Origin of the sequence: Caballeronia sp. LZ001 (assembly GCF_031450875.1) — a bacterium.
GTDB lineage: Bacteria > Pseudomonadota > Gammaproteobacteria > Burkholderiales > Burkholderiaceae > Caballeronia.
In genome coordinates, this window is record NZ_JARTVX010000005.1 from 82,683 (window position 1) to 98,052 (window position 15,370).

Sequence of the window (15,370 nt, forward strand, 5' to 3'; positions counted from 1 at the left end):
CGTGCATCTGACCGACACTTTGATCCCCGTCATCGCGCTGGTGCGGCAGACGATCGATACGGCCGCCGCCCCGGCCTTCTTGCGGCCGTCGACGGCGGCGCCTGCCGTTCCAAGGCCCTTGCCCGCCGCGCCGCGTCCGGTTGCATCGCAGCCTGCTTCCGCTGGCGGTTCGCCGTTTGCGCCGCAGCCTATCGGCGAGATGGCCGCCAATGGCAATGCAAGCGCTAACGCTAACGCCAACGCCGTCGCCATCGCCGATGCCCCGCCGGCGCCCGCGCCGCTTCCTTCGCTCGCGCCACGGGCGAGTGTATCGAACGCATCGAGCGGCACGCCCGCCGAGGACGCCGCGCGCGCACGCGCACTCGCCGAAGCGATCGACGAAGCCATCGACCAGGCACGGCACGAAGCGCGCATCCACAATTTCGTACCATCGGATTTCGACAACGCGCTTTTCGCCGTGCTCGCCTGGGCCGACGAAGTGCTGATCTCATCCGAATGGGCTGGCGCGCCGCACTGGCAGCGTCATCTGATGCAGCGCCGCCACTTCAACACTACGACCGCCGGCGTCTCGTTCTACGCGCGTCTCGACGATCTGCGCGACGATCAGGCCGATGTGCGCGAAGTCTTTGCGCTGTGTCTCGCGCTCGGCTTCAAGGGTCGCTATGCGCAGGAGCGCAGCTCGCGTCAGCTCGACGAACGCCGCCGCGTCACGCTTCAGAAAGTGCTCGACGAAGGCGGCGTTCCGGCCGCCACCGGCGCGGTGCTCTTTCCGCAAGCGTATGTCAGCGAGGAATCGGCGCGCGCGGCGCAAACCGGCGTCGAACCGGCGGCGCGCCGGGTGCGCTGGCGGCTTCGCCGGCAGACGCTCATCGGCTTCGGCTTGCCCGTGGTCGTGCTCGCCGTGCTCTACGGCACCTATCACCTGATCATCGTGCAGATGGTGAACGCTGTTCTTCCGCTCATCCAATGAAAGTCCTGCGCACCGTTCTGCTGTGGCTCCTTGCGCTCGTCGTGCTGGCGCTCGTCAGCTGGGGGCTGACGCTGTATCTCGAATGGCCGTTGTGGGCGTCCGCCGCGATTTTCTTCGGCGCGCTCGGCATGTTCTTCATGTTGATCTTCCTGCGGCGCCTGACGCTTGCGTATCGTTCCCGCAGCATCATCGCGCGGCAGCGGCGTGCCGAACAGGAAGCCGCGCAGCGCGGGTCGCGCACGGGCGCCTTGCGCCGCAAGTTCCGCGATGCCGCGGCGCTCCTGCGCGGTTCGAGCCTGAAGCGTCTCGGCAATCCGCTCTACGTGCTGCCCTGGTACATGGTGATCGGCAGACCGGGCGCGGGCAAGACCACGGCGCTCGCGCGCTCGCGGCTGTCCACTTCGCTGCAGGATCACACGCAACAAGGCGCGCCGGTCCCGCAAACCGAAAATTGCGACTGGTGGTACTTCGACCGCTCCATCGTGCTCGACTGCGCGGGCCGTTATGTCGATGCCGACAACGAAGACGCCGACCGCCGCGAGTGGAATCTGGTGCTGGACCTGCTGTCGCGCTATCGCGGACGCGAAGGCATCAACGGACTCGTGCTCGCCATCTCCGCCGACCGGCTCGTCACGCCGGACCGCGAGGCGATCGATCAGGAAGCGCGCGTGATCCGTGCGCGCATAGAACAGTTGATCCGCCTTTTCGGGCGGCGCTTTCCGGTGTACGTGCTCGTCACCAAGTGCGATCAGCTCTATGGCTTCGAAAGCTGGAGCACGCTCTTGCCCGAGACCGCGTTGAATCAGGCGATGGGTCATCTCGCGCCCGCCACCGCCGACGATCCGCCGACCGAGCGCTTCCTCTCACTGGCCTTCGATGCCATCGTCGAACGACTACGCGCGATGCGGGTTGCGCTGGTTGCGCGGCATCCGCAATCGGCGGTGGAACTGCTGCTGTTTCCGAACGAACTCGACCGCCTGCGCGCGGGCACCGAACTCTTCGTGAAGGCGTGCCTTGGTAACAGCCCGTATCTGGAATCGCCGTTCTTGCGCGGACTGTTCTTTTCGAGCGGCCTGCAGGCCGGCGGCGCGCGCTCGGCGGTGCTGCCGGAGACGCTGCGCCCGATGCCGCCGCACGAACCCTCGACGACCGGCGTGTTCCTGCACGATCTCTTCGGCCGCATCCTGCCGCAAGACCGCAACGTCGGCAAACCTGCCGCGCTTGTCAATCGCTGGTTCGCCGCGACCCAACATCTAGGCATGCTCGCGTGGGTGATGTTGGCCGTTGCGTTCGGCTTGCTGATCACGATGTCGTTCATCCGCAACGTCAACACGCTGACGCAGATCGAGCGCAGCTATCCGTTTCATCAGCGCTTCGACGGCTTGCTCGTCGATGACGCCGCTACCCTCACGCGCAGCAACACCGCGCTGCGCGAGATCGATCGCCGCAACCGCAACTGGCGTTCGCGCTGGATGATCTCCGGCCATATCGACCGCTTGCAGGAACGGCTGCGCCAGCAATACACGCAGCAATATCTGCAGTACATCCGACCAGCCGTCGAACGCGATTTCGATCTGGATTTGCGGCGCGATCTCGTCAACGATACCGATGGAACGCTGCCGCTTAGCATCCTCAACGAAGTGCGCGTGACGAATCTGCTGCGCGCGAAAGTGGCGGGCGCGGATCGTCCGGAACTTGCCGCGATGCCTCAGCCGCTTTATAGCGACATGGCGCCGTGGTCGTCGCAACTCTTCGACCAGATCAACGACTTGCGCATTTCCTATATCGCGTGGTCGGCGACGAATGCGCGCGACATCGTGACGCGCGTGGCGCAACAGCAGGCGACGCTTGCCCAGGCGCTGTACCAGAACCGCATGCACTGGCTCACGCAGCTTGCGCCGATCGACCCGCATCTGCACGATGTCTCGCTCGCCGACTTCTGGCTCGACGCGAACTCGGCGCGCGCGCAATCCCTGCGTCTGGCAAACGTGGATGCTCCGGTTGCGGGCAATGTCGCGGGCGGGCGCATCACGGCGGCGTCGAGCCGTGCAACGGCGCCCGATTCGAAGGCCGTGGAAGCCGCGCGCACCGACGCGCAACTCGCCGAAGCGAACCGGCTCGCGGGGATCAAGGTCCGGCCGCGTACACGCGCGCGGGACGGGTGGATATCGACGGCTATCTGAAGGAGATTCACCAGGCGGTCGTCGACGATGCGCAACTCATGCAGCAACAGGCGTTCTTCGACCACGACTATCAGATCGAGCGCTTTCAGGCGTGGCAGAGCTTCGTGCAAACCGTGCCGCAGGGCGAACGCATGCTACCGGGCCGCGATGCCTGGCGCGGACGGCTCGCGACCATCACGCAGAACGCGAGCCCTTATCTGCGCGCGCTCGATCGCGTCAACGACGAGTTCGAAGGCGTGGCCGACGCCCAGTTGCCCGACTGGCTGCAGACCGCTCGACGCATGGGCCGCCTGCGGCGCGATGCCACCGGCGCGCTGATCGCGAGCCGTGCGGGTGGCATCGTGCAAAGCATCAACTCGTTCGGCGGCCAGGCGATCCGCGACAGCATCGCGAGCAGTCCGCTGGCGGGCGCGGCGGCGGTGCGCGTCAATGCGCGGGCGGCATCCGCCATGCGCGACTATTTTCAGGACATCGATCAGATCGCGGCCACCGTCACCGATGGCACCGCGAAGGCATATGGCGTATCGGCTGCGTTTCATGGCTTTGGCGTCGATCCGGCGGTGAAGACATCGCCTGTACACGATGCCGCGCGCGCCCTTCTGCGCCTGCGTGACGAAGTCGATTCCAACGGCGCGGCTGATCAGGCCATCTGGCATCTGATCGGCGGGCCGCTGCATTTCGTGCTGGCTTATACGGAAGAAGAGACTTCGTGCGCGTTGCAATCGGATTGGGACAGCAAGGTGTATTGGCCGTTGCAGGCGGCGACCAGCATGACGCAGGTCGTCGATCAGTTGTACGGTCCGCAGGGTTCGGTGTGGAGTTTTGTGGATGGGCCGGCCAAGCCGTTCCTGACGCATTCGGCGAGCGCGATTTCGGAAGTGCAGACGGCCGATTACAGCGTGCCCTTCACCGCCGCGTTCCTGCCGACGCTCAATTCGGCGGTCGGCAAGCGCACCGCGCAGCTGATGGAAGCACAGCGCGCCAAGTCCCGCGCCGAAGCCGACGCAGCGCAGGCGCAGGCGGCGCAAGAGCAGGCGAAGCAGCAGCAGGCCAATGCGGAGCAGGCCATTGCGAGTGTGAAGCAGCAGATTGCGGCGGCGCAGGCGAAGGCGTTTCCGTTGACGATTACGGCGCAGCCTATCGACGTGAATCCTTCAGCGCGCATGCGGCCATTCGCGACTGTGCTGACGGTGCAGTGTGCGGCGGGCGCGCGCACGTTGACCAACTTCAACTTCCCGGTGAGCGACACTTTCAACTGGACACTCGGCCAGTGTGGCGAGGTGAGTTTGCTGATTCGTTTCGATGGCCTGACGCTCTCCAAGCGTTATCGCGGCGATGCGGGCGTGGTCAGTTTCCTGCGCGACTTCCGCGATGGGCACCGATTGTTCACGCCGCAGGATTTTCCGTCGTCGGCGGCGGCGCTCGCGCAGCGCGGCATCGACCAGATCACGGTGCGTTACGAGTTCCGTGGCGAGGACGCGATCATCGATGGCGCGACGCAGCTGGCGCAATTGCAGGACGCGCAGCAGAAAGAGACGCAGCTGCGCCAGCAAGCGATCGATACGCTTGCGGCGCAGACGCAGCAGTTGTTGCTGATCAAGCTGGCGGGTAATGGTGGCGGGACGACGCCGCAGCCGCTACGCGTGTCGTTGCCGCAGCAGATCGGGATGTGCTGGAATGCGCCGGCTTCTCCGGCGGGAACGCAGACGCTGCAGGCGCGTTTCGATAGTCTGCTGGAAGCGCGCGGCCCGCTGGTGACGGCGGCGGCGCCTTCGTTTGCACCGATTCAGTCAGGACCGATGACGGCGCCGGACGTGCCGCCGTTGCCGATCTTGCCGACAGTGCCGGGGTTGTCGGGGGCGGGGTCTTGAGTTCGGTGTTTGGTATCTGGGCGGGGCTTGGGATGCGGCAACGGGCCGGCTATTCTTTATTGCTGAATACACTATGACACCGGCAACGACGCTGGTTCTTAGTTCTTCCCTTTCTTGGTCGCGCATCGTCTCGCGCTCTCGCCATTCAAGCAGCACGGAGTAAACTTCCGTGCCGCCATACCTAGCTATTTCCGCTTTGCTACATCTTCTTAAGGGTACTGCCGCCAATGCGCGGGCTTATCCTGATCCTGCAAATGCCGCTCTCGTGCAACGTGTACTGAGTAGTTCATTGACAGTGCCCAATCCGCTGCCTCTTTCTGCGTTTTAGTTTCCTTTACCTCTTTTCGGTCAACGATTACCACGTGATGCGTCGTGCCCTTACCCTTTTCATTTGATAACGGCCTATGCGCAACATAAGCGTGCTTTTTCACAATAAATTCCTCGACTAAATTAACGGAAACTAAGTTCTTACTGCCGCATAGACATCAGGCTGTCCGCTGATTTTTTCAATGCCAGTATTTTCTGAATATTTTTAATGCGCGTCCTTGTCCGCTTCGGCATTCTTCGTCGCTAAGAGCGAAGCGGCGGTATCGCCATGAAGTGCCATGCCTCGCTATCGGGCTCGGCGTTAATTTAGATGCGCTAATTTCTGATGAAGGCGAGCGCGGCCCCGATGATGTCGTGCGTTGTCAGTTCGAAACCATTGCGTGCACGCCCGAGCAGGATCAGCAACTCGTGCGCGGCGTGCTCGATGCGTTGATCTTCAAGAATCAGGCGCGCGCAATGACGCGCGTGACCGAGAGTGAGAAGCAGCTCGCGCGTAAAGCGCGTAAAGACAGTAAGAAGGGGTAGGGACCACAGCGGTAAATGGAGCGCGGCTGGGAGTTAACACTCGCGGCCCGCTGACCAGTTCACTTGACGGCCTGAATGTGGCTAACGCCGATCCTAAAGCACGTTCGCCTGTCGCGGAACGGGTGCTGACAGTGCAGCAGTTCTCCTGCGAGCACAACCAACTGGCACAAGCAGTATCACAGCAGCTTCGAACGGCGGCCTGCGCCCAAGTCTTCAACCTATGTCCCCCGGATTCGCCTCACTGGACGATGGCTTGAATAGGGGGGCTACTGGAACCGTGGGTGGCGCGCGTTGAGCAAGCGAACGAGCCGTTATCAGGCCGCCGTCGTCACGCGTCGCGCACGACCGCCTTCCCCTACACGCCCCCCAACGCCAACTTCACCGCCGCAGCCGCATCGATCTTCGCAATGCGCGCCACCAGTGCAATCGCTTCGGCATGCGCATCGTTTTGCTGATACAGCGCGTGCGCCGCGCTCAACGCCTCCAGCGCGAGTTGCGGCGTCCAGCGGTCGAGCTCATGCCGATCCACTTCGCCGACGATCATCTGCGCGAACGGCCGCAGCGGCGCGTTCGGCCGATGCGCCAGCATCAATTCGCTCAAGTGGATGGTCGCGCGCAGGCGTTGTTCCGGATTCGTGCCCAACGTCGCGCCCTGGAGCGCCACTGCCGCCGCTTCGAGGTCGCCCGCCGCGGCGAGCGAGCGCGCCGTGCCGAGCGCCACCGCGAGCGCATCCGGCGCCGCGCCGCCGCCCGAACCCGTCGCCGCATTGCGTTGCAGGCTCGTGATCCATTCGAGCGTCGCGCCATCCGCGAAAGGCTTGCCATCCGCGAAAGTCAGATTCGGCAACTCCGGGGCGCGGCGCAACAGTTGCAGCGTCGCCGCGTTCACTTCGGCGAGCGCGTCCGCGAACGGCTCGCCAAGATTCACAAGCGCCTGCGCGCTCGCGCGATTCAAATCCATCCAGAACGGAAACGCCGGCAAGTTCGCCTCTGCGAACGTGAGCGTGTCCTCGGGCGCATCGCCGGATTGCAGGCGGTCCAGCGCAATCGCCAGTTCCGCGATCGGCCCCGGAATGCGCGTCTGGCCACGCTCGGCAAGCGGCGCGGTTTCGATCGCGCCCCACGCCGCAAGCCGATTCAGCCGATACGCCTGCGCATCGCTCACCCGATTGCCACGCCGGAAGCCCGCCAGCGTCACCAGCCGCTCGGCGATCTGCTCGAAGGCGCGGTCGGCATCGGCATCGGACACAATGGCCGCGTTCGAAAGCGGCGCGACGGCAAGCGATGCGGCAGCGGCCGGCGCAGAAGGACGCGAGATTTGTGCTGGTCGTGTCTCCGCCGACGCGACAGGCGCGTCTACAGCAGGCACGGGCTCGGGCACAGCTTCCCGAACCGGCAACGTGCGAATCTGATTGAGCAACGGCCGCACGCTCGGCGCGTCCGGGTCTTTCTCGGCAAGACGCGTATCGATGGCTTCGAGGCGCGTCTGCAACGCATCGATCAATGCGCGCTCCTGCTGCGTATCGCGGTCCACCTTGTCCACGACGAACTGAACCGCCCGCTCGAAAATCCACGACAACGCGTTGCGCCGCGCCCGCAAGCGCGAGAGGCCCGGATGCAGCGTTTCCCAGTAATTCGCGAGCAGATCGTCGATGACCGTCAAGCCGCTCGCAAGGCCTTCGAGGCCGGAACGGCGCATGAGTGCGCCCGCGAGATAACACGCGACGAGCAAGTCCTTGCCGCGTTCGGCGAGCAGCACGGTGGCAGCGCGCTGCACCACGTCCCAGTCCGTGCCGGCCGCCGCGCTCGGGCTGTTGAGTTTGTCGATCTCAGTCTGCAGGCGATCGAAGTCGGGATCGTCGCGGACATCGTCGCCAGCGGGGTTGTCCGGCGTAATGGGCGCGGAACCGAGCGTATCGAAAGGAGGACTCATGGCTTATTCGTCGAGGATAAATCGGGAAACACGTAAAGGTAGATCACCACACTTCCTCGATTTCCGCATTCAGGTAGTAGCCCGCGCCGCGTTCCGTGCACAGCAGCTTGGGCGCGCGCGCATCTTCCTCGATCTTGCGACGCAGCCGCAAAATCTGGACGTCGATGGCGCGATCATAGACATCGTCGAACGCGCGGGTGCGCTCGATCATGTGTTCGCGCGACACCACGCGATTAGGCGCGCCGAGCAGCACGACCAGCAAATTGAACTCGGCGTTGGTGAGGGTAACGGTCTCGTCGTCCTGCGACTTGAGGCGGCGCGTGTTCAGATTCAGCGTCCAGCCGCCGAAGCGATATGCGCGCGGCAGCTTTCCGCGCGTGATCGGCGCGCCCTGCGCCGCGCCCGCGCCCGTGCGCCGCAACACGGCGCGCACGCGGGCGAGCACTTCGCGCGGCGAAAACGGCTTGGTGACGTAATCGTCCGCACCGAGTTCGAGGCCCATCACGCGGTCGGCTTCCTCGGTGCGGCCCGTGAGGCAGATGATCGGCATGGCGCCGCCCTCGCCGCCCGCGCGCCATTCGCGCGCGAGTTCGAGGCCGTCGCCGTCGGGCAGGCCGAGGTCGAGCAACACGAGATCGAAGGTATCGGCGGCGAGGCATTCGCGCGCTTCGGCGGCGGATGCCGCGCCTTCGGTCGTCATGCCGTGTCCGGCTAGATATTCGACGAGCAGAACACGCAAGGAATGGTCATCGTCGACGATCAATATGCGGGGTGAACTCGGCATGGCGTTAGCGCGTGGCTTCGTGTGAGTGATAAAGCGCCTGCACCGCGCGCGAAAAATCGGCGCGGCCAAACGGTTTGGCGAGAAACGGCACGCTCACGCCCGCGGCGATATGCGCGCCCTGCCGCGCCCCGCTGATCAAGAGCGCGGGCAGCGCGGGACTGCGTTCGCGCGCGGCGACGATGAGTTCGTCGCCGCGCAGATCATCCATTTCGATGTCGCTGACGAGGAACGCGAAGCCGTGCGGATCGGCTTGCAATGCGTCGAGCGCGGTGGCGGGCGACGCGTAGCTCGCAGGCTCGAAGCCGGATTCGGCGAGCCAGTCTTCGAGGAGCGCGCGGAGGGTGTCGTCGTCTTCGACAAGGAGGACGGGCTCGCCTTGGCCGATGGGAGCGTTGGGCTCGGTGCAGGGCGTGCCCGGCGCGTGAACCGCATCCATCGCTCGCGACATGGACGCAATGCTCGGCGCTGTCGCCAAATAATCCGCGTTAGCCTTTTCTCCATCCGACGGCAACGCATCGGTTCCGATAGTCGACCGCGGCGGCGTCACATAAGCCGCATCCGCATCACTAGCCTCATGCATTCCCCCGTCGCCCAGGCCACCGCGCGGCCCCGTCGCCACACCCTTCACGCGCTTCGCCGGCAACAACACCCGAAACATCGCCCCACCCAGCGGCCCGTTTCCGACCGTAATCCCGCCGTCGTGATCCGCGACGATTCCCGCCGCGATCGACAACCCCAACCCATGCCCGCTCTGCTTGCGCTTGGTCGAAAAGAACGGGTCGAAAATCCGCGATGCGATATCCGGCGCAATCCCGGGCCCATCGTCGTGCACTTCCAGAATCACCGCGGTGCGCTCCGGCACGCGCCCGACATCCGCGATTTCCTCGCGCGGCACGCCCGCCGACACGCGCAGGATCACCCAGCTGCGCGCCGCCTGCGCCGCGTTGCGCAGCAGGTTCAAAAGCACCCGCACGAGCTGCGCATGATCGCCCGCGACAGGCCACGCATCGATACCGCTGGTGCCCAGGCGAACGTCGTCGTATTCCACGGCAATCGTCACCGGCCCGCGATGATCCGCCGTCGCCAAACCCACCGCCTCGTCGATGACCACGCGCATCGACACCGGTTCGCTACGTCGCGGACTGCCGCGCCCGACCGCGAGCAGCATCTGCTCGGTCATCGCGGTGCCGCTTCTGACTGCCGCCAGCACGTGTTGCAGCGGACGGCGCGCATCGGCATCGGCGGGAAGAAGTTCATCGGCGTATTCGGCGTGGCCGCGCACGGCGCCCAGCACATTGTTGAAATCGTGTGCAATGCCGCTCACCAAAAGGCCGAGCGATTCGAGCTTCTGCACGCGTTGCAGACGCGCCTCGTAACCACGCCGTTCGAGCAGCGCGACCGCCACGTAAAACACCAGCGTGCACAGCACGGCGAGGTCGATCTGCAACTGCCGCACGCCGACGATGCCGTTTTGATGGTACGAACCATTGCCCGTCACCGTGAGCGCCACGCCTGTCGTCACGATGACGAAAGCCGCGAGCGTCGCCGCGCGGATCGACCCGGCGACCGCCGCCCAGACGAGCAGCAGAATCAGCAGCAAATGCTCGGTCTCGTCAGGAAGCTGGATGCGGAACGCCTCGATCATCAGCGCCGCGCCGCACAGCGCCGGCACGACGACGACCCACGCGCGCACCGGCCGCGCATCCGGATCGGGCGGCGTAGTCCACGCGAGCAGACCGGGCACGAGGACGAGCATCGCCAGACCGTTGCTGCCCATGATGGTGCGCCAGACATCGATGAGATCGCGACCGCCGATCGCATGCGATAGCGCGCTACCCGCGAGCGCCATCGCGAAAACGGTGCCAAACGGCAGCAATAGCAAGAAGCGTGTGAAGCGCGCGGTGGTATCGAGACGCGCGCGGCGGCTCACAAAGCGCCAAGCAAGCCCGACGCCCACGCCCACGCCGAGCACGTTGACGAGCGCGAAGGACGCATCGACCCAAAGCGGGAACACGTCGAACTGACCGACGATGACCATCGCGATGAAGATCGCGACGAGCGCGGCCGGCCATTCGCCGAGCGGCCGACGCCAGAGATAGGCCACCGCCATCGCCGGGGCGGGCCACACCACCGCCGCCAACGCCGAACCGGTGCCGAGCGTGTCGAGCGGTGTCGAAAGGACGCCGTAAACCACGCCCAAAGACAGGGCGCGCCGCAAGCCCACCACATGGTGACGCGCGCCGGTAGCGGGCAGACCGTGCGGCGCGGCGGCGGCCGCACGAACGTCATTGGTCACAGTGGCCCCCGGTTGAGCGAGCGCATCGGCGATAAGCATTCCGATACGACCTGAGATTTATCTTAGAAATGGTCGCAAGTGTAATGCGGGCTAAAGCAACGCACAACGCAGCGCACAAATCGCGCAACAGGCGACCGAACGTTCGCGAACCCAGGCAGTTGCGCGTTCGTTACGGATGAAACACGCGGCGCCCTTGGCGCAACACGGCTGCAACGGCGCCCGCCGACACTACAAACATGCGCCGGACCTGAAGAGAACGGCGCTCCAACCCGAACAACCTAGAAGAGGTGAATCATGCCGATGCCGTGCTATCTGACCGTCGAAGGTCAAAACCAGGGAAAAATCGAAGGCGCCACGAAGGTGCAAGGTCACGAAGGCAAGATCCTCGTGCAAGCCGTGGATCACACCATCGAAATTCCGAAAAGCCCGCAGACCGGACTGCCCACCGGCAAGCGCGTGCATGGCGCGATGACGGTGAGCAAGGAGATCGACAAGTCGAGCCCGAAGCTTTATCAGGCGTTGACGTCCGGCGAACAGTTGAAGACCGTCACGCTCGAGTTCTATCGCATCTCGCCGAAAGGCACGGAGGAAAAGTACTACACCGCCAAGCTCGAGAACGCGATCCTGACCAACATGAAGTCATGGACACCGAACTGCCTCGATCCGAACAACCGGCAGATCGGACACATGGAGGACCTCGCGTTCACCTACGAAAAGATTACCTGGACCTACGAGCCGGACGGTATCGAAGCCGAGGATTCATGGCTCGCGCCGAAGGCCTGAGCCACCTGGACAGCCGCTGGACATACGCTCGAAAGCCTTGTCGCACAAGGGTTTTCGAGCGCTGAAGCCGCGTCTTCGGAGGCCGCCGTATACGGCTTGTCGAGGACGATCTTTAGAGCATATGAACTGATAAAAATGCGTTGGGTTTTTGAGATACGTCTGTTTATAATGGCTCGCACTCAATTCCGGGACAGGCACTCAAGCCTCAAGGACCGTTTCCCATCCGGACTCGCCGATCCTTTCGCTCAATCGCGGGCAGAGCATCCGACAGTCTGAAGCGGCTCACATCCGCCCCGCGCCGCACCCCGCATTCCGTATCACGCAATTTCGTTAGTTATCCCGTGCTCAGGCGATGGCTGCCCGCCCGAGCGTATGCAGTGGCGGCGGCCCGCGTCAGTCGCACGGTGCGCGAGACGCGTTTTCATCGATGTCCGCACTGCCAGCGCGGCGCCGTGAATCTGGAGATGGAAATGGCAAATGATGGTTCGGTTGCTCCGAAGGAACGCGTCAATATCGTCTATCGCCCGGCCACGGGAGACGCGCAGGCAGAAGTGGAACTGCCGCTCAAGTTGCTCGTGCTCGGCGACTTCACGTTGCGTCAGGACGACGTACCGATCGAAGACATGAAGCCGATCAACGTCGACAAGGACAACTTCAACGAAGTGCTGAAAGGCCAAAAGCTCGGCCTGCAACTCTCGGTGCCGAACAAGCTCGACGAGAAAGCCGGTCCCGACGACGTGCTCTCGCTCGACCTGAAGTTCGACTCGATCAACGACTTCACGCCCGATGCGCTCGCGGAACGCATTCCCGAGCTGCGTCAGATGCTCGAACTGCGCGACGCCCTGAAGGCGCTGAAAAGCCCGATCGGCAATCTGCCCGACTTCCGCAAGCGTCTGCAAGAGCTGATCCAGGACGAAGGCGTGCGCGCGCGGCTGCTCGGCGAACTCGGCGCACAAGACAAGTAACGCGGAACCAGCACTTCGTAGATGAAGGAGATTGAATTGAGCGACGAACAACAGCAATCCGGCGCAGCGGCGCCGGCAGAGGCCGCGGCGGGCGAAGTCTCGCTGCTCGATCAACTGGTGGAGTCGGCCCGCATCAAGCCGGGCGACGAAGCGTACTCGATCACGCGCCAGGGTATTCAGGCGTTCGTCGCGCAACTGCTCGAACCGCAGCGTTCGGTGGAGCGTGTCACCGCCGCGACCGTCGACGACATGATCGCGAGCCTCGACCGCAAGCTGTGCGCGCAGGTCGATGCCATCCTGCATCACGATGACTTCCAGAAGCTGGAGTCGTCGTGGCGCTCGCTCAAGTTTCTGGTGGACCGCACCAACTTCCGCGAGAACATCAAGATTCAGTTGATGAGCGTGAGCAAGCAGAAGCTGCTCGACGACTTCCAGGACGCGCCCGAGATCACCAAGTCAGGGCTGTACAAGAACGTCTATACGGCCGAATACGGCCAGTTCGGCGGCCAGCCGTTCGGCGCGATTATCGCTAACTACGAGTTCAATGCAAGCGCGCCGGATGTCAAGCTGCTGCAATATTCGGCAAGCGTCGCCGCGATGGGTCACACGCCTTTCGTCGCCGCCGCCGGCGCGGATTTCTTCGGCATCGACTCGTTCGATCAGTTGCCGAACCTGAAAGATCTGTCGTCCATCTTCGAAGGTCCGAAGTACGTCAAGTGGAACGCCTTCCGCGAAAGCGAAGATGCGCGCTACGTCGGCCTGACCGCGCCGCATTTCCTCCTGCGCGTGCCGTACGGCCCGGAAACGGCGCCTTCGAAGAAATTCAACTACAAGGAAGACGTCTCGAGCGGTAACGACCAGTTCCTGTGGGGCAACGCGGCCTTCGCGTTTGCCACGCGTCTCACCGAAAGCTTCGCGGACTACCGCTGGTGCGCCAACGTGATCGGCCCGCAAGGCGGCGGCACGGTGCAGGACTTGCCGGTGTATTCGTTCGAATCCATGGGCGAGATCCAGAACAAGATTCCGACCGAAATCCTGATTTCCGAACGACGCGAGTTCGAGCTGGCCGAGCAAGGTTTCATGGCGCTCACCATGCGCAAGGACAGCGACAACGCCGCGTTCTTCTCCGCCAACTCGGCGCAGAAACCGAAGTTCTTCGGCCAGTCGAAAGAAGGCAAGGAAGCCGAGCTCAATTACAAGCTCAGCACGCAATTGCCGTACATGTTCGTCATGAGCCGCATGGCGCACTACATCAAGGTGATGCAGCGCGAGAACATCGGCACGTGGAAGGAGCGCGGCGATCTGGAGAAGGAACTCAACAACTGGATTCGCCAGTACGTCGCCGACATGGACAACCCGAGTCCGGGCGTGCGCAGCCGCCGCCCGTTGCGTCAGGCCGAAATCAACGTGCTCGACGTGGAAGGCGAACCGGGCTGGTACAAGGTCGACATGAAGGTGCGTCCGCACTTCAAGTACATGGGCGCGTCGTTCACGCTGTCGCTCGTCGGCAAGCTGGAAACTGCCTGATGCGCGCATCGGGTTCGAGGCAGCCGCGAACATAAGCGGCGCTTCGGCCAGGTTTCATCCGTAACACGCGGGCGGTCACCTGCAACGAGGCGGTAACCGCCCGCGCTCACACTGTGTTCATGCGCTCCGACACCTACACGTAAATGGGCGCATCGAGTCGATGCATCAAGTCAAGAAGCGACACGCGGACAAACCATAACGGCAACTGGAGGCCACCATGCCGATGCCATGCTACCTGACCCTCGAAGGTCAGAATCAAGGAAAGATCGAAGGTTCCACGAAGGTTCAGGGCCACGAAGGCAAGATCCTCGTGCAAGCCGTGGATCACACCATCGAGATCCCGAAGAGCCCGCAAACGGGTCTGCCCACGGGCAAGCGCGTGCATGGCGCGATGTCGGTGACCAAGGAAATCGACAAGTCCAGCCCGAAGCTCTATCAGGCGCTCACCTCCGGCGAGCAAATGAAGACCGTGACGCTGGAGTTCTATCGCATTTCGCCAAAGGGCACGGAAGAGAAGTACTACACCGCCAAACTCGAGAACGCGATCCTCACGCACATGCAGTCCTGGACGCCGAACTGCCTCGACCCGAACAACAAACAGATGGGTCACATGGAAGATCTCGCGTTCACCTACGAAAAGATCACGTGGACCTACGAGCCGGACGGCATCGAAGCCGAAGACTCGTGGCTCGCGCCGAAGGCCTGACGCATTCCAAATCACGCATGACGCGGCGGAGGACTTGCGCCGCTGCGTCGATCGGGACCGTCGATGAGAGAGCGCAGGCTGCTGGAACGCATATCCGGCTGGGAACAGGGCGCGGTGCGCACCAACGAGACCAGCACCGAGGTGCTCGTGAGATCCGTGATGGAGCATCTGTCGCGCATCCTCAATACGAGACAGGGCAGCGTGCAGCTCGATCCGCAATTCGGCGTGCCCGATTTCACGAATATCGCGGGCGGTCTGGAAGGCGGATCGACGGGCGAAATCGAGGAAGAGATTCAACGCATGGTGTCGCGTTACGAACCGCGCGTGCTCAACCCGAAAGTGCATCTTTTGAGCGACCGCAGCGACGTAATGTCGATCCGCTTCAGTCTCGATGGCACGCTCGCCGTGAACGATCGCGAGATTCCACTGCGCCTGTCCACCACCGTGAATTCCGATGGCCGCGTCACCGTGCTTTGACGCCTTGACGGCCCGCGACCGAT

Annotated in this window: 12 protein-coding genes; 9 read left to right on the forward strand and 3 right to left on the reverse strand. The window is 63.6% G+C overall.

Annotation, left to right across the window (positions count from 1 at the left end):
- The first annotated feature begins 1 nt into the window (after position 1).
- The 4 genes from P9292_RS36935 (at position 2) to P9292_RS36950 (ending at position 5,876) form a co-directional block, all read left to right on the forward strand.
- Positions 2-970 carry a DotU family type IV/VI secretion system protein gene (locus tag P9292_RS36935; RefSeq protein ID WP_309964471.1) on the forward strand — a complete coding sequence of 323 codons (969 nt, stop codon included), beginning with the start codon at positions 2-4 and terminating at the stop codon, positions 968-970.
- Positions 967-3,153 carry a type VI secretion protein IcmF/TssM N-terminal domain-containing protein gene (locus P9292_RS36940; RefSeq protein WP_309964473.1) on the forward strand — a complete coding sequence of 729 codons (2,187 nt, stop codon included), beginning with the start codon at positions 967-969 and terminating at the stop codon, positions 3,151-3,153. The genes P9292_RS36935 and P9292_RS36940 overlap by 4 nt, the downstream gene beginning before the upstream one ends.
- Positions 3,132-5,024, forward strand: a complete 1,893-nt coding sequence (locus P9292_RS36945) for a hypothetical protein (protein ID WP_309964475.1) — start codon at positions 3,132-3,134, stop codon at positions 5,022-5,024. The genes P9292_RS36940 and P9292_RS36945 overlap by 22 nt, the downstream gene beginning before the upstream one ends.
- Positions 5,025-5,705: 681 nt before the next feature.
- On the forward strand, positions 5,706-5,876 hold the full coding sequence (locus tag P9292_RS36950; protein WP_309964477.1) for a hypothetical protein: 171 nt from the start codon (positions 5,706-5,708) through the stop codon (positions 5,874-5,876).
- A gap of 355 nt (positions 5,877-6,231) precedes the next feature.
- On the opposite strand, the gene tssA is transcribed toward P9292_RS36950, so the two are convergent.
- The 3 genes from tssA to P9292_RS36965 are packed head-to-tail and all read right to left on the reverse strand — an operon-like array spanning position 6,232 to position 10,889.
- Positions 6,232-7,809 carry a type VI secretion system protein TssA gene (gene tssA, locus P9292_RS36955; protein WP_309964479.1) on the reverse strand — a complete coding sequence of 526 codons (1,578 nt, stop codon included), beginning with the start codon at positions 7,807-7,809 and terminating at the stop codon, positions 6,232-6,234.
- Positions 7,810-7,852: 43 nt separating this feature from the next.
- On the reverse strand, positions 7,853-8,593 hold the full coding sequence (locus P9292_RS36960; protein ID WP_244831859.1) for a response regulator transcription factor: 741 nt from the start codon (positions 8,591-8,593) through the stop codon (positions 7,853-7,855).
- A gap of 4 nt (positions 8,594-8,597) precedes the next feature.
- Complete coding sequence (locus tag P9292_RS36965; RefSeq protein ID WP_309964481.1) at positions 8,598-10,889, reverse strand: ATP-binding protein; 2,292 nt, start codon at positions 10,887-10,889, stop codon at positions 8,598-8,600.
- Between the two features lie 294 nt (positions 10,890-11,183).
- Between P9292_RS36965 and P9292_RS36970 the strand changes: the two genes are divergently transcribed.
- The 5 genes from P9292_RS36970 to tssE all read left to right on the forward strand — a co-directional run bounded on the left by P9292_RS36970 (position 11,184) and on the right by tssE (position 15,347).
- Positions 11,184-11,672, forward strand: coding sequence for an Hcp family type VI secretion system effector (locus P9292_RS36970; protein WP_244831861.1), 489 nt, complete (start codon positions 11,184-11,186; stop codon positions 11,670-11,672).
- Between the two features lie 470 nt (positions 11,673-12,142).
- Complete coding sequence (gene tssB / locus P9292_RS36975) at positions 12,143-12,637, forward strand: type VI secretion system contractile sheath small subunit (RefSeq protein ID WP_244831862.1); 495 nt, start codon at positions 12,143-12,145, stop codon at positions 12,635-12,637.
- Positions 12,638-12,658: 21 nt separating this feature from the next.
- Positions 12,659-14,164 (forward strand): type VI secretion system contractile sheath large subunit, encoded by a 1,506-nt coding sequence (gene tssC / locus P9292_RS36980; protein WP_370652288.1) that lies wholly within the window; start codon positions 12,659-12,661, stop codon positions 14,162-14,164.
- Between the two features lie 217 nt (positions 14,165-14,381).
- Positions 14,382-14,870 carry an Hcp family type VI secretion system effector gene (locus tag P9292_RS36985; RefSeq protein WP_244831864.1) on the forward strand — a complete coding sequence of 163 codons (489 nt, stop codon included), beginning with the start codon at positions 14,382-14,384 and terminating at the stop codon, positions 14,868-14,870.
- A gap of 63 nt (positions 14,871-14,933) precedes the next feature.
- The gene (gene tssE, locus P9292_RS36990) at positions 14,934-15,347 is read left to right on the forward strand and encodes a type VI secretion system baseplate subunit TssE (RefSeq protein WP_244831865.1); all 414 of its coding nucleotides are present in this window, start codon (positions 14,934-14,936) and stop codon (positions 15,345-15,347) included.
- The last annotated feature ends 23 nt before the right edge of the window (positions 15,348-15,370 follow it).